This is a genomic window from Microbacterium sp. LjRoot205 (assembly GCF_056175745.1).
Window position 1 is genome coordinate 18,546 of record NZ_JBGFFH010000007.1, and the last position, 19,134, is coordinate 37,679.

The window sequence follows — 19,134 nt, forward strand, 5'->3', positions numbered from 1 at the left end:
GAGACACAAGGACTAAAGAAATGTCGATCTACCTCAACAAGGATTCCAAGGTCATCGTCCAGGGCATCACCGGAGGCGAGGGCACCAAGCACACGGCGCTCATGCTGAAGGCCGGCACCCAGGTCGTCGGTGGCGTGAACGCGCGCAAGGCCGGCACCACGGTCTCGCACACCGACAAGGACGGCAACGCCGTCGAGCTCCCCGTCTTCGCCTCCGTGGCCGAGGCCATGAAGGAGACCGGCGCCGACGTGTCGATCGCCTTCGTCCCCGGTGCCTTCACCAAGGACGCGATGATCGAGGCCATCGACGCCGAGATCCCGCTGCTCGTCGTGATCACCGAGGGCGTCCCCGTCGGGGACTCGGCCGAGGCCTGGGCCTACGCGCAGAGCAAGGGCAACACGACCCGCATCATCGGACCGAACTGCCCCGGCATCATCACCCCCGGTGAGGCGCTCGTCGGCATCACGCCCGCGAACATCACCGGCAAGGGCCCGATCGGCCTCGTGTCGAAGTCGGGCACCCTGACCTACCAGATGATGTTCGAGCTGCGCGACCTGGGCTTCTCGACCGCCATCGGCATCGGCGGCGACCCGGTCATCGGCACGACGCACATCGACGCGCTGGCCGCGTTCGAAGCAGACCCCGAGACCAAGGCGATCGTGATGATCGGCGAGATCGGCGGCGACGCTGAAGAGCGTGCGGCCGAGTACATCAAGGCGCACGTCACCAAGCCCGTCGTCGGCTACGTCGCGGGCTTCACGGCCCCCGAGGGCAAGACCATGGGCCACGCAGGCGCCATCGTCTCGGGCTCGGCAGGCACCGCTCAGGCGAAGAAGGAGGCCCTCGAGGCCGCCGGGGTCAAGGTCGGCAAGACGCCGTCCGAGACCGCCGCTCTCATGCGTGAGATCGTCGAGTCGCTCTAAGAGCTATAATCGAGGAGAAGGCCCTGGACTCCACTCCGGGGCCTTCTTCTATGCCCGGGGGCCGTTCGGCCGCGGATGCGCGTGTCGCCCCCCCACGCCCTGCTCTGCACGACGCATCCGGCGCGAGCCCGGCCTCAGCAGCCTGCGATCGCCCGCTGATAAGCGAAGAGGGGCGGATGCCGCAGCATCCGCCCCTCGTTGTTCCTGAGTCGCTCAGGCGACGCCGAACAGTGCCTCGATGGGTCCGCGGGCGAAGAACACGACGAAACCGGCGGCGACCACCCAGAGCAGTGGGCTGATCTTCCTGGCCTTTCCGGAGAACGCCTGCACGAGGACCCAGCTGACGAAGCCGGCGCCGATGCCGTTGGCGATCGAGTAGGTCAGCGGCATCACCGTGACCGTCAGGAACACCGGGAGCAGCACGCTGAACTCGGTCAGATCGATGTACTTGATCTGGGCCATCATCATGGCTCCGACGATCACCAGCGCTGCCGCGGCGATCTCGGTCGGCACGATCGACGTGAGCGGTGTGAGGAACATCGCCAGCAGGAACATGCCACCGGTGATCAGGTTCGCGAAGCCGGTGCGCGCACCCTCTCCGATGCCCGCTCCGGACTCGATGAACACGGTGCTCGACGACGACGACGTGCCACCACCGACGATCGCGCCGACACCTTCGACGACCAGCGCCGACTTGATGCGGGGGAAGTCGCCGTTCTCGTTCGCGAGACCGGCTTCCTTGGCGAGACCGGTCATGGTGCCCATGGCATCGAAGAAGTTCGAGAAGACCAGGGTGAAGACGATCATCACGATCGCGACGAGGCTGACCTTGCTGAAGTCGAAGCCAAAGTCGACCGCGCCGACCAGGCTCAGGTCGGGCAGGCCGAACGGCGAGCCGCTGAGCGTGGGGACCGTGAGGCCCCAGCCTCCGGCGTTGCCGTCTGCCGCGGCGCCGAGGTGCCAGATCGCCTCGACGATCACCGCGAGCACCGTGCCCGAGACGAGGCCGATGAGCAGCCCGCCCTTGACCTTGCGGGCGACCAGGATGCCGGTGAGGATGAGCGTGACGATGAAGAGGACGGTCGGGACGGTCGCGACGGAGCCGCCGACGCCCAGACCGACCGGCGGGGACGCGCTGCCGGTGGCGGTCACGAAGCCCGAGTTGACGAGGCCGATGAAGGCGATGAACAGACCGATTCCGACCGTGATCGCGATCTTGAGCTGGAACGGCACAGCGTCGAAGATCATCTTCCGAAGGCCCGTGGCAGCGAGGAGCACGATCACGAGACCGTTGATCATGACGAGCGCCATGGCCTCGGGCCAGGTGACCTGGCCGACGACCGAGAATGCGACGAAGGCGTTGATGCCGAGGCCGGCAGCGAAGCCGAAGGGCAGGCGGGTGATGAGACCGAACAGGATCGTCATCACGCCGGCGGTCAGCGCGGTCGCGGCGCCGACGGCGCTGAAGTCGAGGGTGTTGCCTGCGACATCGGCCGAGCCGGACAGGATGATCGGGTTGAGGATCACGATGTAGGCCATCGTGACGAAGGTCACCAGACCCCCTCGGATCTCGGTGCCGATCGTGGATCCGCGCTTGCTGATCTCGAAGAAGCGGTCCAGGGCGTTCGTGGGTTCGGCGGTTGAGCGGGTGGGGGACGGGGCAGTTGTCATCGGGAAACCTCCGCAGGAGACGATATCGTGTCGCGCGAGTCGCGCGCGCCCCCAGGCGACGACAGGGTTCTCGTCGTAGTCTCGATTCGATATGCAACGCCTCCTCGTCGCGCTCCTCGCCGCCTTCGATGCCGCTATCGCTGCGGCGGTCGGTCTCGTGGTTCTGCTGGCGCCGCTCACCCTGCTCTGGACGCTCTCGTTCGGGGTGACAGCCGACTGGGGAGCCCTCTGGCCCCTCACCGGCTCACTGTGGCAGTTCGGCCACGGCGTGCCGCTGAGCATCGACGTCTCGACCGAGGTGCTGCGCACCACGGGCATCGCGCCCGACGCTGCCGCTTTCACGCTCTCGGTGACTCCGCTCGCGTTTCTCGTCTTCACTCTGCTGTTCGCGGCTCGCTCCGGCGCCCGTGCCGCCCGCGCGGGTGCGTGGCTGCTCGGCACGCTCTCCGGGTCCCTCGCGTTCGCGGCGATCGCGACCGGAGTCGCGCTGACTTCGCATCTCGCCGCGGTCGAGACGCCCGTCGCAGCGGGCATCCTGCTTCCGACCGCGGTCTATCTCGTGGGCGCCGCGTGCGGGGCCGTGCGCATCGCCTGGGAAGACGGCGACGGCGGCGTCCTCGACCRCATTCACGACGTCGTCGACTCGTGGGGCGATTGGGGACCGGTGCCGAGCGCAGCGGTCCGCGGGGCGGCCTTCGCCGTGGTGGGGGTCACCGCTGTCTCGGCGGTCGCCGTCGCCGTTCTCGTCGCGGCACGGGGCGGGGAGATGGTCGCGTTGTTCCAGGCAGCTCGCGTCGACGCGCTCGGCGCCGGAGTCATCACGCTCGGGCACCTCGCCTATCTGCCGACGATCATCGTCTGGGCGGCCTCCTGGCTCGCCGGCCCCGGATTCGCGGTGGGCGTCGGCACTGCGGTGTCTCCCGCGGGCACCCAGCTCGGGGTGGTCCCGGGGATCCCCGTGCTCGGTCTTCTTCCCGAGAGCACGTCGATCTGGATGCTCATCGTGATCATCCTCCCGATCGGAGCGGGAGCCTTCGCAGGATGGGCCGTCCGCTCGCGACTCGTGTGGGAGGGAACCCCTCTCGGAATGGCTCCTCGTGCGGTGATCGCCGCGGGCATCGGTGTGCTGACCGCCGCGGTCGCCGGGGTCGCCGCCCTGCTCGCAGGAGGATCGATGGGACCGGGGCGGCTCGCCGAAGCCGGACCGGCGGCGCTGCCCTTCGCCCTCGCTCTGGGCGGCGAGGTCCTGCTCGGTGCGGCGATCCTGCTCCTGTCGCCTCGGAACCGGGACGAGCTCGCGGAGGAGCGCACCGACCGGTGGGTCGCCGAGATGACGGCATCCGATTCCGCCTCGAGTGAGCCCGGCGACGGGATGGTTCGCTGGCCCGATGCAGCGTCCGGCTACGACACCGCGCCGCTGGATGGCGCGGGGGGATTCCGGCTGCCCCAGCGCGACCCCGGGGATCCCGTCGGCTGACACGCGGGGTCAGGCCCCGGCGCCGGCCCCGATAGACTGGGCGCGTGCTCACGGTCGCCGTTCTCATCTCGGGCACCGGCTCGAACCTTCGCGCCCTCCTCGAGGCTGCTCGCCACCCCGATTTTCCTGCGCGGGTGGTGGTCGTCGGCGCCGACCGCGAAGCCGATGGCCTCGCCCACGCCGAGGAGTTCGGCATCCCGAGCTTCACGGTTCCCTGGYACGAGCACGAGTCTCGTGAGGCGTGGGGTGAAGAACTCGGCCGACAGCTCGCGGTCTGGAATGCAGACCTCGTCGTGCTCAGCGGCCTGATGCGCCTGCTTCCCGCTGCGCTCGTCGCGGACCTCGCGCCGCGGCTCATCAACACGCATCCCGCCTACCTGCCTGAGTTCCCCGGTGCACACGGAGTGCGCGATGCGCTCGCCGCGGGCGTCTCGGAGACCGGCGCGAGCGTGATCGTGGTCGACGACGGCGTCGACACCGGGCCGATCCTCGCCCAGGAGAGGGTGCCGGTCGTCGCAGGCGACACCGAGCACAGCCTGCACGAGCGCATCAAGCCCGTCGAACGCCGACTGCTCATCGACGTGGTGCGCCGCATCGCGACCGGCGAGCTCTCGCTAACCTCCGCATCCTGACCCGATCCACGCACGCCCCCCTCGCACGAAGGAGCCCCTCATGGCCGGACCCCGCCACGATCATTCGCTGTACCGCGACCGCGACACCGTTGCGGTGCGCCGGGCGCTCGTCTCGGTGAGCGACAAGACCGATCTGCTCGTGCTCGCGGCGGCGCTCGCCGATGCGGGTGTGCAGATCGTCTCGACCGGCTCGACCGCCTCCACCATCCGCGAGGCCGGATTCGAGGTGACCGATGTCGCCGCCGTCACCGGCGTCGCCGAGATGCTCGACGGGCGCGTGAAGACGCTGCATCCCAAGATCCACGGCGGCCTGCTCGCCGACCTCCGCCTCGAGGATCACGAGCGTCAGCTCGCCGACCTCGACATCGCGCCGTTCGAGCTCGTCGTCGTGAACCTCTACCCCTTCGTCGAGACTGTCGCCTCGGGCGCCGAGGGCGACGACGTCGTCGAGCAGATCGACATCGGCGGGCCTGCCATGGTCCGCGCCGCGGCCAAGAACCACGCGAACGTCGCGATCGTCGTCTCGCCGCAGTCGTACCCCGGCATCATCAGCGCCATCGAGAACGGCGGCACCACGCTGACGCAGCGCCGCGAGCTCGCGGCCCGCGCCTTCGCGCACACCGCCGCGTACGACACGGCGGTCGCCTCCTGGTTCGCCGAGGGCACGCTCGGTGAGGGCGAGGACCTGCCCACCCACCTCACGATCCAGGCCGAGCTTCTCAACACCCTGCGCTACGGCGAGAACTCGCACCAGCGCGGCGCGATCTACACGCGCGTCGGCGGCCACGGCATCGCGCAGGCGACGCAGCTGCAGGGCAAGGAGATGTCGTACAACAACTACGTCGATGCCGATGCCGCGCTGCGCGCCGCGTACGACATGGTGAAGCCGGCCGTCGCGATCATCAAGCACGCGAACCCGTGCGGCATCGCGACCACCGCGCCCAACGCCCTCGACCCGATCGCGAGCGCGCACATCCGTGCGCATGAGTGCGACCCCGTGTCGGCGTACGGCGGTGTGATCGCCGCGAACGGCACCGTGACGCTCAAGATGGCCGAGAACCTCAAGGACATCTTCACCGAGGTCATCGTCGCTCCGTCGTTCGAGCCCGCAGCGCTCGAGGTGTTCAAGGCGAAGAAGAACCTGCGTCTGCTGCAGCTTCCGCAGGACTGGCAGCAGGAGCGCATGGACGTGCGCCTGGTCTCGGGAGGGCTTCTGCTGCAGGACGCCGACCGCTTCCCCGACGACATCGTGTCGGTCGCGAAGAACTGGGAGCTCGTCTCGGGCGAGCGCCCCAGCGACGAGGAGATGGAGAACCTGATCTTCGCGTGGAAGGCGTGCCGCGCCGTGAAGTCGAACGCCATCGTCCTCGCGAAGGACAACGCCACGGTCGGCGTCGGCATGGGCCAGGTCAATCGTGTCGACTCGTGCCGGCTCGCCGTCGAGCGTGCCGGTGACCGGGCAGCGGGCTCGGTCGCCGCATCCGATGCGTTCTTCCCCTTCGCCGATGGCGCGCAGGTGCTCATCGACGCGGGCGTCACGGCGATCGTCCAGCCCGGCGGCTCGGTGCGAGACGAAGAGGTCGTCGACGCCGCACGCAAGGCCGGAGTCACGATGTTCTTCACCGGAGAGCGTCACTTCTTCCACTGAGGAGTCCGGCCCCAGGGTCGCAGCACCTCCGAGACCCCTCGCGTCGACGTCGGCGCGAGGGGTCTCGCGCTGTCTGCAGGGGGGTGAGACCGATGTCCACAGTGATGTCCGATTTCCGCCAGTCAGTGTCGGAGGAGCATGACAGAGTGGAGCCATGAGCTTCCCCGTGACCGACTTCGACGAGCGATATCGCGCGATCAGCGCACGTGACACGCGCTTCGACGGTCAGTTCGTGACCGCCGTGAGCTCCACCGGCATCTACTGCCGGCCGAGCTGCCCCGCGCGCACACCCAAGCCGCAGAACGTCACCTTCTACCCGACCAGCGCGGCGGCTCACGAGGCGGGCTTCCGGGCGTGCAAACGATGCCTCCCCGAGGCGGCCCCCGGCTCACCCGCGTGGGATCTGCGCAGCGACGTCGCTGCTCGGGCGATGCGTCTCATCGCCTCGGGCGTGGTCGAGCGCGAGGGGGTCTCCGGGCTCGCCGTGCGTCTCGGATACTCGACCCGGCACCTCACCCGGCTGCTCTCGACCGAGCTCGGTGCGGGTCCTCTCGCCCTCGCGCGGGCGCATCGGGCGCACACGGCGCGGATGCTGCTCGTCGGCACGGACATGCAGATCTCCGACGTCGCGTTCTCCGCGGGCTTCGCGAGCATCCGGCAGTGCAACGACACGATCCGCGAGGTGTTCGGCCTGACGCCGGGCGAGCTCAGGTCCCGTCGGAAGGCGCCGGCGTCGGCTGCTCCCGGCGCGATCGACCTCGTCCTCCCGTATCGCGGTCCTCTCGATGCGGCCGGCGTCTTCCACTGGATGGCGGCCCGTGCGGTGTCGGGGGTCGAAGAGGCCACGGCCACGTCGTTCTCGCGTCATCTGCGCGTGGCGGGCGGGCCCGCATGGTTCGAGGTGAGGCAGGATGCGACGGAGCGACTGCACCTGCGTGCCCGTGTCGCGCAGCTCGGCGACCTCGCTCCGCTGGTGTCGACCGTGCGACGGATCTTCGATCTCGACGCCGACCCTCTTGCCGTCGACGAGGCGCTGAGCGCGCATCCGCAGCTCGCTCCGCTCGTCGCGCGCACTCCCGGCATCCGTGTGCCCGGTTCGGCGGATCCGCATGAGATGCTGATCCGCGCGATGATCGGTCAGCAGATCACGGTCGTCGCCGCTCGCACTGCCCTGACGGCCCTGACCGAGGCGCTGGGGGAGCATACGGAGCAGGGGCTTCTGTTCCCCACGATGTCGGCGATCGCCGAGCGAGGGGCCGAGGTGCTGCGCGGGCCGGGGGCTCGTATCAGGGCGATCGTCGGTGCTGCGGCAGCTCTCGCCGACGGCTCGCTCCCGCTCACGGTCGGAGACGACGGCGTCGAGCAGCGAGCCGCCCTGCTCGCGATGCCGGGCATCGGTCCCTGGACCGCCGACTACGTGCGGATGCGCGTGCTCGGCGACCCCGACGTGCTCCTCCCCGGCGATGTCGCACTGCGCGCAGGGGCCGCCGCGTCCGGGCTCCCGGGCGATCCGCGGCCGCTCGTCGCGTGGGCGGAGCGCACTGCCCCGTGGCGCAGCTATCTCAGCGCACATCTCTGGCGCGCAGCACCGGCCCGCCCTGTGCGACGGACGCGCGCGTCCCAGACCACCACCCTTGTGAAGGAGACCCCATGAACGCCATCATCCAGACCATCGAGACCACGGACGGGCCGTTCACCATCCTCGCCGACGAGCATCAGCGGGTGCTTTCCTCGGGATGGACTGCCGATCAGGCGACGATCGTCGCCCGCCTCTCGGCCCAGGGTCGACCGACTCAGGTGCGCGAGCGCGACACGGATGCGGCAGCCGCGGCGCTCGCGTTCTACGACGGAGACCTCTCGGCGATCGACGCGGTCGCGGTGAAGCAGACGGGCACGACGCTGCAGCTGGCCGGATGGTCGGCGCTGCGTGAGATCGAGCCGGGGGAGCCGCTGACCTACACCTCGTTCGCGGCGCGGCTCGGCAACCCTCGGGCGGTGCGGGCCGCTGCCTCGATCTGCGCGCGCAACGCTCCGGCGCTGTTCGTCCCGTGCCATCGCGTGCTGCGCTCCGACGGCACGCTCGGCGGGTTCGCGTGGGGACTCGACGTCAAGGCGAGTCTGTTGGAGAGGGAAGCCTCGCGGGGATGAGTCGCAGAATCGTCGGCCGGCGCTGAGCGCTATCGCCCGACACCGAGACGGGCATCCCGGCATGCGATGTCGCCAGAGGAAGACGACGTCGAGGAATCGGGAATCTCTCTTGCGCTCAGCTTGTTCACAGGAATAGGCTGGTGGGCTGTCGCACCGACCGGGACGACATCGCCGAGCCTGAGGAGGACACCATGACATCGATCGCCGCTGTGCAGATCGCCGCTCTCGGCTCGACCCCGGTGCGCCCGCTCCGCTAGAGCCACTTTCCGACACGCACGACCTCACCGGATGCCGGACTCCGAGAGTCCGTTGCTGCGTCCGCCCCCTTCAGCAACCGCTTCCCCATACGAAACTCGTCTGAGAGACATGTCTTCCTCGCCTTCATCGCAGAACGCTTCTTCCTCCTCGTCCCTCTCCACGCCGGCAGCCCTGTGGCGCCTGAAGCCCTTCGTGAAGCCCGTCATCTGGCGGCTCGCCGGAGGTGCCGCCAGCGCCCTCGTGGCCGCGATCATCGCGCTGATGATTCCGATCGTGCTGGAGCAGATCATGCGCGGACCGGTGCAGACCGGCGCGCTCGACGCCATCGCCTGGGGTGCGCTCGCGGTCTTCGGTCTCGCCCTCGGTGAGGCGCTGATGGTGTGGCTGCGCCGCCAGTTCGTGCTCAACCCCGCGACGCAGGTCGAGTACAAGATGCGCACCGAGCTCTACTCGCGACTCCAGACGCTGCCGGTGTCGTTCCACGACCGCTGGCAGTCGGGGCAGCTGCTGAGCCGCATGATGCAGGACATCGGCCTGATCCGCCGGTGGCTGGCGTTCGGTCTCGTGCTGCTCGTGGTCAACGTGCTGACGATCATCATCGGCTCGGTGCTGCTGTTCCGCTGGCACTGGCTGCTGGGCGTCATCTTCATCGTCACCGCCATTCCGCTGTGGATCCGCGGCTATCTCTTCGAGAAGCGCTACGGCGCGCTCACGCGCCGCAGCCAGGACCAGGCCGGCGACCTCGCGACCAGCGTCGAGGAGAGCGTGCACGGCATCCGCGTGCTCAAGGCCTTCGGTCGCGGCAAGCACGCCCTCGGTCGCTTCAGTCGTCAGGCCGAGACGCTTCGCGAGACCGAGATGAGCAAGGCCGGCGCGATCGCGTCGATCTGGTTCTGGCTCGACCTCATGCCGCAGATCGCCTTCGGCCTCAGCCTGATGTCGGGCATCTGGCTCATCTCGCAGGGCGAGATCGATCAGGCGCAGCTGTTCGCGTTCTTCGCCATGGCCGTGGTGCTCCGCTGGCCCATCGAGTCGATCGGCTTCCTGTTCTCGTTCATGCTCGATGCGCGCACGGCGACCGACCGCGTGTTCGACATCTACTCCGAGACGAACTCCATCACCGACCCCGAGAACCCGGTGCACATCGCGGAACCCCGCGGCGAGCTGGCTTTCGAGGCGGCGCACTTCCGGTACCAGGACGCAGGAGAGCACGAACGCGACCTGCTCGACGGCATCGATCTCGTGCTGCGGCCGGGCGAGACCATGGCGCTCGTCGGACTGACCGGCAGCGGCAAGACCACGCTGACCACGCTGCCGACGCGTCTCTATGACGTCACCGGCGGGCGGGTCACGCTCGACGGCGTCGACGTGCGGGATCTGCCGCTCGCCGAGCTGCGCCAGCACATCGCGATGGCCTTCGAAGACGCCACGCTGTTCTCGGCGACCGTTCGTGAGAACGTGCTGCTGGGGCGCGCCGACCTCGACGTGCACAGCGAGGAGGGCGAGCGTGTGCTGCGCGAGGCTCTCGAGGTCGCCCAGGCGGCCTTCGTGGACTCGTTGCCCGAGGGCGTCGAGACCGTCATCGGCGAGGAGGGGCTGAGCCTCTCCGGTGGGCAGCGTCAGCGTCTGGCACTCGCCAGGGCCGTCGCCGCGAACCCGAAGGTGCTCGTGCTCGACGACCCGCTGTCCGCGCTCGACGTCGACACCGAGGCTCTCGTCGAAGAGGCGCTGCGGCACGTGCTGGCAGACACCACGGCGATGATCGTGGCGCACCGCCCCTCGACCGTGGCCCTCGCCGACCGCGTGGCGCTGCTCGAGGCCGGCCGCGTCACCGCCGTCGGAACCCACAGCGAACTGCTGAGGACGAGCCGTCACTACCGGCACGTCATCTCGAGCCTCGAGGCCGAGGAAGCGGCGCGTACGGGCGCCATCCCGATCATCCGCGACGAGCAGGCTGAGATCGACGCCACAGTTCAGGCCGGGATCCGCGAGCATGCCGCCGACCAAGACATCATCACCGAGAAGGAGGTGCAGCGATGAGCACCGCGATCACCGGAACCCAGGACGAAGACCGCTCCAGCTACACCAAGGAGGAGAGCCGGGCCATCCGGCGTCGCTCGCTCCGACTGCTGGGCTCGCTCGTGCGTCCCCTCAAGGCGCAGATCGCGCTCGCGGCGATCGTGCTCGTGATCTCGACGGCGCTCCAGGTCGCCGGCCCGATCCTGATCAGCATCGGGCTCGACCGGGCCCTGCCCGCCGTGCTCGAGCGCGCGGACTGGATGCCGACCTTCATGATCGGCGGGGTCTATCTCCTCGCCGGGGCGGTCGCGGCGGCGATGATCGCCTGGTACGTCATCATCGCGGCCAAGCTCACGCAGGCGGTGCTGCTGGACCTCCGCAAGCGGATCTTCCTGCACACTCAGCGCCTCAGCCTGGAGTTCCACGAGTCGTACACGTCCGGTCGCATCATCTCGCGCCAGACGAGCGATCTCGACTCGATCAAGGAGCTTCTCGACGGCGGACTGAACGAGCTCGTCTCCGGCGTGCTGTTCGGCCTGTTCACGTTCATCGCGCTGTGCGTGTGGGACTGGCAGTCCGGGCTCATCCTCGCGATCGGCGGCGTGCCGCTGTTCTTCCTGATGCGCTGGTTCTACTCGCGCTCTCAGCTCGTCTACCGCGAGTCGCGCGTGATCAGCGCGAAGGTGATCGTGCAGTTCGTCGAGACGATGACGGGCATCCGAGCGGTGAAGGCGTTCCGCAAGGAACCCCGCAACGATGTGGCGTTCCAGAAGATCGCGGGCGACTATCGGGACGTCAACCGACGCTCGATGCTGCTGTTCGGCACGTTCGAGCCCGGTCTGATGGGCGTCGCGGCTCTGGTGCTCGGCATCGTCGTGCTCTGGGGTGGCATCCGAGTGTCCGAGGGGGCACTCACCGTCGGCGTGCTGCTGTCGGCTGTGCTGTACGTGCGCAACTTCTTCGCTCCGATGCAGGAGATCGCGATGTTCCTCAACTCCTACCAGTCCGCCACGGCGGCGCTGGAGAAGGTGTCCGGCGTGCTCGAGGAGGTGCCGACCGTTCCGGATCCCGAGAAGCCGGTCGACCTCTGGGAGTCGCGAGGACACATCGAGTTCGATGAGGTGACGTTCGGCTACAACGGTGAGAAGACGATCCTGCCGAACTTCTCGCTCGACATCCCCGCTGGGCAGACCATCGCTCTGGTGGGCACCACCGGAGCGGGGAAGTCCACGCTCGCGAAGCTGATCTCCCGGTTCTACGATCCGTCGATCGGAAAGGTGACGCTCGACGGAGTCGACCTGCGCAACCTGCACCCGAAGGATCTCCGCCGGGCCATCGTCATGGTGACGCAGGAGGCTTATCTCTTCAGCGGAACGGTCGCCGACAACATCGCTCTCGGAAAGCCCGACGCCTCGCTCGACGAGGTCCGCGCGGCTGCCCGCGCGGTCGGGGCGGACGAGTTCATCTCGTCGCTGCCCGACGGGTACCGCACCGACGTCAACAAGCGCGGTGGTCGTGTGTCGGCAGGTCAGCGTCAGCTGATCTCGTTCGCCCGAGCGTTCCTCGCCGACCCCGCGGTGCTGATCCTCGACGAGGCCACCGCGTCGCTCGACATCCCCTCGGAGCGTCTGATTCAGGACGCGCTGCAGACGCTGCTCAAGGACCGCACGGCGATCATCATCGCGCACCGTCTCTCGACGGTCGCGATCGCCGACCGGGTGCTGGTGATGGAGCACGGGAAGATCATCGAGGATGACACGCCCGAGGCACTCATCAGCGGCACGGGCAAGTTCGCGCAGCTGCACGCCGCCTGGCAGGAGACCCTGGTGTGAACGAGCCCGATTCCTGAACACCGAGGCCACGACCGATCATCGGTCGTGGCCTCGGTCGTACGCCGGGGAGACGGCGGAGCGGTGAGGCGTCGGCCTGGGTAGCATCGAAGTATGGATCCGTTGCTTCTCGCCGTCGAGTTGTGGTGGATCGCGCCCGTCGCGGCCGGCGGAGTCGCGGCCGGGGCAGTCGGGTTGCGTCGTCGCAGCACGAAGAGCGGCCGCCGGCTCGAGTACGACGCGGCCCGGCACGATCTCAAGGCCGCGCAGCAGACGGCGGTCGAACGACGGATGGCCGTGAAGTTGGCCAGGGCCGACGTCGCGCGCATCTCGGCCGAGCGCAGCGCGCGCCGAGCGACTCCCGAGCAGGTGGCCGGTGCCAAGCGGATGCTGCGCGCCAAGGAGAACGATGCCAAGGCTGYCGCCGCAGACGTGCGCGCCAAGCAGGTTCGGCTCAACGCCGCGCGCGCGGCGATCCCCGCAGCATCCGCCCCTCGCCCCCTGGAGCGTCTCCAGGCGCAGCATGAGGCGATCGTCGTGCGATGGATGAACTATGAGACCGATGCGGGCCTGCAGATCGCGTACCCGGCGATGACCGACGTCAAGCAGCCCGCGACAGCGGCGTATCTCCGGGCGGCAGCGCATGCGGTCGAGATGCGCCGCGCCGCCACCGGACGGGTCAGCGCTGAGGACTTCGCCGCCTACCGTGACGCCGTCGCCGACCTCGAGCGCGCCTTCGAGGCCGCGGAGCATTCGGCGAGGGTTCAGGCGGGCGAGGCACCCCAGCCGTCGTCGGCCTGGCAGGACGCCGCGCAGGACATGATCAGCCGCTCCGCCGACGCGATCGATCGCGCAGCCGGCGCCGCGGCATCGGCACTCGCGGCCTGGAACGAGCGCAAGCGGCCAGGCAAGCAGTGACCGCCGCCTCCGATGAGGAAAGGCGGCGGTCGGTGGTGCTCATCCGAAGGGTCAGGCCCCGATCGTGCGTGAGGCGATGAGCTCGCGATACCAGCGCCCCGAATCTTTGACGGTGCGTTCGAGCGAGTCGAAGTCCACGCGCACGATGCCGAACCTCTTGGCGTAGCCGTACCCCCACTCGAAGTTGTCGAGCAGCGACCACACGAAGTAGCCCCGCAGGTCGACACCCCGCTCGATCGCGCGGTGAGCGGCGGTGAAGTGACGTCGCAGGTAGTCCGTGCGCTCGGGATCGGGCACTGAGCCGTCGGCAGCGACCTCGTCGTCGAACGCGGCGCCGTTCTCGGTGACCATCAGCGGCTGGGTGGGGAACTGCTCCGACAGGGAGACGAGCAGCTCTTCGAGTCCCTCCGGCGCGATGTTCCACCCCATCGCCGTGTAGGGCCCCGGCTGCTCGACGAACTCGACCAGCTGATCGCTGCCCGGCCACGCGGTGCCTCCGGCCGTGCCCTTGTGTCCGTCGTTCTGCTGCTTCTCCGAGACGCCGTCCCAGAGCCGCACCGTCGCGGTGGAGTAGTAGTTCACTCCGAGCACATCGATCGGCTGGTTGACGGTGGCGAGGTCGCCGTCGTGCACGAACGACCAGTCCGTGACCGAGGCCGTGTCCTCGAGGAGATCCGGGGGATACTCGCCGCGCAGCATCGGATGCGTGAACGCGCGGTTCGCCAGAGCGTCGATCCGGCGCATAGCCTCGTCTGCGCCGTCGCCCACGCCGCGCAGCACATGGAAGTTCAGTGTCACCGAGTAGTCGGGGTCGCCGGTCGACGTGGCGCGGAGCGCCTGGACCGCGCGCCCGTGCGCGAGGTTCAGGTGGTGCACGGAGGCCAGGGCGGAGGCAGGCTCGTGGCGGCCCGGCGCGTGACCACCCTGCCCGTATCCCAGATAGGCCGAGCACCAGGGCTCGTTGAGCGTCGTCCAGGTGTGCACCCGGTCGCCGAGCGCCGCCCCCATGATCGACGCGTATCGCTCGAAGGCGTCGGTCGTCGACCGGGAGGTCCACCCGCCTGCATCCTCCAGATACTGCGGCAGGTCCCAGTGATAGAGGGTCGCCACCGGCTTGATGCCCCGCTCAAGCAGTCCGTCGACAAGACGAGAGTAGAAATCGATCCCCGCCTGGTTCACGGCGCCGTCCGCCGCGGGAACGATCCGCGGCCAGGCGATCGAGAATCGGTACGCCTGCAGTCCGAGATCCGACATCAGATCGAGGTCCTCATCGACGCGGTGGTAGTGGTCGCAGGCCACATCGCCGGTGTCGCCGTTCCACACCTTCCCCGGCGTCTTGCTGAACGTGTCCCAGATCGACGGCGTGCGCCCGTCTTCGGCGGCCGCCCCCTCGATCTGGTAGGAGGCGGTAGCCGATCCGAACGTGAAGCCCTCGGGCAGCACGAGTCCGGATCCGCGGTAGTCATCGGCAGGAGAGAGAGTCACCGGGTCACCTCAGTCAGGTCGGTTTCGTAGATCTTCTCACGGCCGTCCGGGCTCGTGACGGTCACGGACGCCGAGCCCGATCCGCCAGGGAACACCCGCAGTCGCAGGCCGTCGTGATAGTCGTAGTCGGGTCTGTCGGTGCGGGCACCCCAGGGGAGTGCCGTGCCTGGTCGCACGTACAGCGGAAGCGAGTCGAAGGAGTGGGTCTCTCGGCGCCAGCCCCCGCCCGAGACGGTCTCGCCGCTCAGCAGCGAGGTCCACTCGCCCTCCGGCAGATAGAACTCGACCGATCCGTCCCCGGAGAAGACGGGCGCCACGAGCAGGTCGGTGCCGAGCATGTACTGCCGGTCGAGGTAGCCGACGGCCGGGTCATCGGGGAACTCCAGCTGCATCGGCCGCATCACGGGCAGGCCCGTCCTCGATGCGATGATGCCCTGCTGATACAGGTAGGGCATCAGCTGCATCTTGAGGTGCGTGAATCGCCTCGTCACGACGACGGCCTCTTCGTCGAATGCCCACGGCACCCGGTAGGAGCTCGATCCATGGAAGCGCGAGTGCGAGCCGAGCAGACCGAAGGCCGTCCAGCGTTTGAACACACCGGCATCCGGAGTGCCCTCGAATCCGCCGATGTCGTGGCTCCAGAAGGCGAAGCCGCTCAGTGCGAGCGAGAGCCCGCCGCGCAGGGTCTCGGCCATCGATGCGTAGGTCGACGTCGAGTCGCCGCCCCAGTGCACCGGCATGCTCTGCCCGCCGGCGGTCGCCGAACGCGCGAACAGCACGGCGTCGTCTGCGCCTCGCGCTTCGACGAGCACATCGTGCACGGCCCGGTTGTAGAGATCGGTGTACAGGTTGTGCATGCGCTCGGGGTCGGAGCCGTCGGCCCAGACCACCTCGGTGGGGATGCGTTCGCCGAAGTCGGTCTTGAAGCAGTCCACGCCCTGTGCGATGAGCTCGCGGAGCTTCGCCTGGTACCAGGCGGTCGCATCCGGATTGGTGAAGTCGACGAGCCCCATTCCCGCCTGCCAGAGATCCCACTGCCAGACCGACCCGTCGGGGCGCATCACGAGGTAGCCCTGATCAGCCGCCTCACGGAAGAGGGGGGAGCGCTGCGCGATGTACGGGTTGATCCAGACGCAGACGCGCAGGTCCTTGTCGTGCAGTCGCGACAGCATGCCCTCGGGGTCGGGGAACACCCGGGAATCCCAGACGAAGTCGGTCCAGTTGAACTCGCGCATCCAGAAGCAGTCGAAGTGGAACACCGACACCGGCAGCTCACGCGCCGCCATCTCGTCTATGAAGGAGTTGACGGTCTTCTCGTCGTAGTCGGTCGTGAAGCTCGTCGACAGCCAGAGCCCGTACGACCAGGCCGGCACCACGGGTGGTCGTCCGGTGAGAGCGGTGTAGCGTCCCAGGACATCCTTCGGCGTCGGACCAGCGATGACGAAGTACTCGAGCACCTCGCCGGAGACGGAGAACTGCACGCGCTCGACCGACTCCGATCCGATCTCGTACGACACGTGGCCCGGGTCGTTCACGAGCACGCCGTAGCCGCGATTCGAGAGATGGAACGGGATGCTCTTGTAGGCCTGCTCGCTGGAGGTGCCGCCGTCGGCGTTCCAGATGTCGACCGACTGGCCGTTCTTCACCAGCGGACCGAAGCGCTCGCCGAGGCCGTAGATCAACTCGCCGACTCCGAGGTCGAGCTGCTCGTGCACGAAGACGGATCCGTTCGGGGTCGAACCGCCCTGTCGTGCATTGTCGACGATGCCGGCGTCGACCTGCGCGTCCGGGGCGAGTCGCACGTATCCCTGGGCCTTGTGCGCGCTTCCGGTCACGCGTCTCCCGTCGACCTCGAATGCGAGGTCCCAGGGCGCGCCCTTCGTGATCCGTGCGACGAGCGAACCGGCATCGAGAGCGCCACCCCCCTCGGCGAGGGACACGGATGCCGCTCCGGATCCTGCCCCGGGAAGACCGAAGCCGCCGTGCCAGCGGCCTCCTTCGTGGTGCGCGATGCGGACGCGCACCACCCCCTCGGCGGGCGATGAGAGCGTGGTCGTCAGCACCGGCCGGTTCAGGGTGTCGCCGCGCTTGGCGATCACCATGGTGGGTGCTGTGATGACGATGCCGGGTCCGTCGGGGGTGTCGTCGGTCTCGGCGATGTCATAGGCCTCCTGCGCGTACAGCGCGGTGACCCCAGGACGCAGTTGCCAGAACCCGTCGGTGAACTTCATTACTTGACTGCTCCTGCCGTGATGCCGCGTGTGAGGGTGCGCTGGAAGATGAGGAAGAAGATGAGCGTGGGGATGATGCCGAGGAGGGCGGAGGCGCTCGTGGTCGTGACGTCCATGAGCCGGTCGCCCTGCAGCACGCTGATCGCCACGGGGACCGTCTGATTCGCATTCGATGCGAGGAAGGTCAGCGGGATCAGGAACTCGTTCCACGTCCAGATGAAGAAGAAGATGAGCAGCACCGACAGGGTCGGGCGGCTGATCGGGAAGACGATCCGCCAGAGGATCTGCCAGCGATTCGCACCGTCGATGGATGCCGCTTCGAGGATCTCCTTGGGGAACGTGCCGTAGACGGACGACAGCAGGTATGTGCCGAAAGCCGCCTGGATGACCGTGAAGACGATGATCACCGACCACACGTTGTCGTACAGGCCGACGGACTTGAACATGTAGTACAGCGGGTAGAGCAGCGCCTCCTGCGGCAGCAGGTTGGCGAGCAGGAAGAGCAGCACGATCCAGCTGCGCCCGCGGACGCGGCCGATGCCGATCGCGAAGGCGTTGAGCATCGAGATCACGACGGCGAGCACCGAGACGATGCCCGCGATGAAGATCGAGTTCCACACCTTCTCGGGGAAGTTCACCCGCTCCCAGAATTTGATGATCCCGCCGAAGTCCAACGTCTCGGGGAAGGCGAGCGGACCCGATGTGGCGTAGTCGACAGGGGACTTGAACGAGTTGACCAGCACGAGGTAGAACGGCGCGATGATGAGCAGTGCGCCGATCACGACGAGCGCGAGCATGAGCCAGTCGACGGGGCGCTTCCTGGTCATCCCGCCGCGAGGGCGTTTCTGGGAGGGCTTGCCGGTGACGATGGCGGTGGTGGCGTGCATCAGAGACCCGCCCTTTCCTTGCGCTCGAGCGAGTTCTGCACGCGGATGAAGATGATCGACACGATCACCACGACGATGGTCAGCACGGTGGCGATGGTCGCGCCGTAGCCGACGTTCCGCTTGGTGAAGAACTCCTGATAGGCGTAGTAGGCGGGCACCAGGGTGGCACCGGCGGGGCCGCCGCGCGTGATGATGTACACGGGGCCGAAGACTTTGAGGGCGGCGATCGTGCAGGTGAGCGTGACGACGAAGATCTCCGGGCGGATGATGCTCATCGTGATCGCGGTGAATCGCTGGAACCAGTTCGCGCCGTCGAGTTCGGCGGCTTCGTACAGCTCGGGATCGACGCGCTGGAGCGCCGCCATGAAGACGACGACGGGGTAGCCGAGCTGCACCCACACCATGACGACCATCAGCACGATGAGGGCTGACGGCATCTGGCCGAGCCAGTCGTAGGCGGGGATGCCGAACCAACCGAGGATCTGGTTGAGCGCGCCGTCGCCACCCGGCCGGACGATCCAGCCGATCACGATGCCGGCGACGGCGATGGGGAGGATCTGGGGGAGATAGTAGGTCGCGCGCAGGAAGCTGCCGACCTTGCCGCCGAACTTGCGTCCGACCACGTCGAAGAGCAGGGCTGCGACGATCAGGCCGACGATCGTCGGCACCACGACCATGGCGAGGATCATCCACACGGAGTTCGTGAACGAGGTCCAGAAGTCGCTGTCGGTGAGGATCTTCTGCCAGTTCTCGAGACCGATGAACTCGGGGGCGCGCACTCCCTTCCACTTGGTGAAGGTCAGGTAGACGTTCCAGATCAGCGGGACGATGACGACGACGAGCAGAAGCACGAAGCCGGGGAGCAGGTACAACCAGTAGGCCCCGGTCCCGCCGCTGCGCTGCGGGATCGACGGCTCTTCGGGCGGCAGCTTCGTGCGGCCCTCGCGTCGGGTGACGAGTGACATGTTCATCTCCAGGAGGATGCGGGGGCGACGCCGTGCGGTCGTC

The 19,134-nt window shown here is 68.2% G+C and carries 14 protein-coding genes; 9 read left to right on the top strand and 5 right to left on the bottom strand.

The genetic code is table 11. The annotated features are described in order from the left end of the window. The first annotated feature begins 20 nt into the window (after positions 1-20). Positions 21-923 (top strand): succinate--CoA ligase subunit alpha, encoded by a 903-nt coding sequence (gene sucD / locus AC04ME_RS13580; protein ID WP_042539277.1) that lies wholly within the window; start codon positions 21-23, stop codon positions 921-923. Positions 924-1,136: 213 nt separating this feature from the next. Here sucD and AC04ME_RS13585 read toward each other — a convergent pair whose 3' ends face one another. Next, entirely contained in the window at positions 1,137-2,594 is a 1,458-nt protein-coding gene (locus tag AC04ME_RS13585) for an NCS2 family permease (RefSeq protein ID WP_475435461.1), read from the bottom strand. Between the two features lie 91 nt (positions 2,595-2,685). Between AC04ME_RS13585 and AC04ME_RS13590 the strand changes: the two genes are divergently transcribed. The 8 genes from AC04ME_RS13590 (at position 2,686) to AC04ME_RS13625 (ending at position 13,523) form a co-directional block, all read left to right on the top strand. Then, the gene (locus tag AC04ME_RS13590; RefSeq protein ID WP_475435463.1) at positions 2,686-4,071 is read left to right on the top strand and encodes a cell division protein PerM; all 1,386 of its coding nucleotides are present in this window, start codon (positions 2,686-2,688) and stop codon (positions 4,069-4,071) included. A 44-nt stretch (positions 4,072-4,115) separates the two neighbouring features. Next, positions 4,116-4,703 (top strand): phosphoribosylglycinamide formyltransferase, encoded by a 588-nt coding sequence (gene purN, locus AC04ME_RS13595; protein ID WP_475435465.1) that lies wholly within the window; start codon positions 4,116-4,118, stop codon positions 4,701-4,703. A gap of 40 nt (positions 4,704-4,743) precedes the next feature. Beyond that, on the top strand, positions 4,744-6,351 hold the full coding sequence (gene purH / locus AC04ME_RS13600; RefSeq protein WP_079112400.1) for a bifunctional phosphoribosylaminoimidazolecarboxamide formyltransferase/IMP cyclohydrolase: 1,608 nt from the start codon (positions 4,744-4,746) through the stop codon (positions 6,349-6,351). A 154-nt stretch (positions 6,352-6,505) separates the two neighbouring features. Continuing rightward, entirely contained in the window at positions 6,506-8,005 is a 1,500-nt protein-coding gene (locus AC04ME_RS13605; RefSeq protein ID WP_455904406.1) for a DNA-3-methyladenine glycosylase 2 family protein, read from the top strand. Then, a complete protein-coding gene (locus AC04ME_RS13610; protein WP_455904407.1) occupies positions 8,002-8,499 on the top strand; it encodes a methylated-DNA--[protein]-cysteine S-methyltransferase in 498 nt (165 codons plus the stop codon). Before AC04ME_RS13605 ends, AC04ME_RS13610 begins: the two co-directional genes overlap by 4 nt. A 366-nt stretch (positions 8,500-8,865) precedes the next feature. After that, positions 8,866-10,797: an ABC transporter ATP-binding protein gene (locus AC04ME_RS13615; protein ID WP_056375851.1), complete on the top strand. Its 1,932-nt coding sequence runs from the start codon at positions 8,866-8,868 to the stop codon at positions 10,795-10,797. Continuing rightward, a complete protein-coding gene (locus AC04ME_RS13620) occupies positions 10,794-12,608 on the top strand; it encodes an ABC transporter ATP-binding protein (RefSeq protein WP_042539295.1) in 1,815 nt (604 codons plus the stop codon). Before AC04ME_RS13615 ends, AC04ME_RS13620 begins: the two co-directional genes overlap by 4 nt. Positions 12,609-12,719: 111 nt before the next feature. After that, positions 12,720-13,523: a hypothetical protein gene (locus AC04ME_RS13625; protein WP_475435469.1), complete on the top strand. Its 804-nt coding sequence runs from the start codon at positions 12,720-12,722 to the stop codon at positions 13,521-13,523. A gap of 51 nt (positions 13,524-13,574) precedes the next feature. On the opposite strand, the gene AC04ME_RS13630 is transcribed toward AC04ME_RS13625, so the two are convergent. From AC04ME_RS13630 to AC04ME_RS13645, 4 genes are read right to left on the bottom strand one after another with little or no spacing between them, the layout of a single operon-like run. Then, positions 13,575-15,008, bottom strand: a complete 1,434-nt coding sequence (locus tag AC04ME_RS13630) for a GH1 family beta-glucosidase (RefSeq protein WP_475435471.1) — start codon at positions 15,006-15,008, stop codon at positions 13,575-13,577. Then, positions 15,005-17,239 (bottom strand): alpha-xylosidase, encoded by a 2,235-nt coding sequence (gene yicI, locus AC04ME_RS13635; RefSeq protein WP_475435473.1) that lies wholly within the window; start codon positions 17,237-17,239, stop codon positions 15,005-15,007. Before yicI ends, AC04ME_RS13630 begins: the two co-directional genes overlap by 4 nt. Next, a complete protein-coding gene (locus AC04ME_RS13640) occupies positions 17,239-18,126 on the bottom strand; it encodes a carbohydrate ABC transporter permease (RefSeq protein WP_079112406.1) in 888 nt (295 codons plus the stop codon). Before AC04ME_RS13640 ends, yicI begins: the two co-directional genes overlap by 1 nt. Continuing rightward, positions 18,126-19,091: a carbohydrate ABC transporter permease gene (locus AC04ME_RS13645; RefSeq protein WP_153302285.1), complete on the bottom strand. Its 966-nt coding sequence runs from the start codon at positions 19,089-19,091 to the stop codon at positions 18,126-18,128. The genes AC04ME_RS13640 and AC04ME_RS13645 overlap by 1 nt, the downstream gene beginning before the upstream one ends. Between the last annotated feature and the right edge of the window lie 43 nt (positions 19,092-19,134).

Excerpts from the sequence above, each read along its gene's own strand:
- AC04ME_RS13615 (WP_056375851.1), top strand. The coding sequence starts at position 8,866 with ATGTCTTCCTCGCCTTCATCGCAGAACGCTTCTTCCTCCTCGTCCCTC.
- purH (WP_079112400.1), top strand. The coding sequence starts at position 4,744 with ATGGCCGGACCCCGCCACGATCATTCGCTGTACCGCGACCGCGACACC.
- yicI (WP_475435473.1), bottom strand. The coding sequence starts at position 17,239 with ATGAAGTTCACCGACGGGTTCTGGCAACTGCGTCCTGGGGTCACCGCG.
- AC04ME_RS13585 (WP_475435461.1), bottom strand. The coding sequence starts at position 2,594 with ATGACAACTGCCCCGTCCCCCACCCGCTCAACCGCCGAACCCACGAAC.
- AC04ME_RS13640 (WP_079112406.1), bottom strand. The coding sequence starts at position 18,126 with ATGCACGCCACCACCGCCATCGTCACCGGCAAGCCCTCCCAGAAACGC.
- sucD (WP_042539277.1), top strand. The coding sequence starts at position 21 with ATGTCGATCTACCTCAACAAGGATTCCAAGGTCATCGTCCAGGGCATC.
- AC04ME_RS13605 (WP_455904406.1), top strand. The coding sequence starts at position 6,506 with ATGAGCTTCCCCGTGACCGACTTCGACGAGCGATATCGCGCGATCAGC.
- AC04ME_RS13620 (WP_042539295.1), top strand. The coding sequence starts at position 10,794 with ATGAGCACCGCGATCACCGGAACCCAGGACGAAGACCGCTCCAGCTAC.
- AC04ME_RS13645 (WP_153302285.1), bottom strand. The coding sequence starts at position 19,091 with ATGTCACTCGTCACCCGACGCGAGGGCCGCACGAAGCTGCCGCCCGAA.
- AC04ME_RS13610 (WP_455904407.1), top strand. The coding sequence starts at position 8,002 with ATGAACGCCATCATCCAGACCATCGAGACCACGGACGGGCCGTTCACC.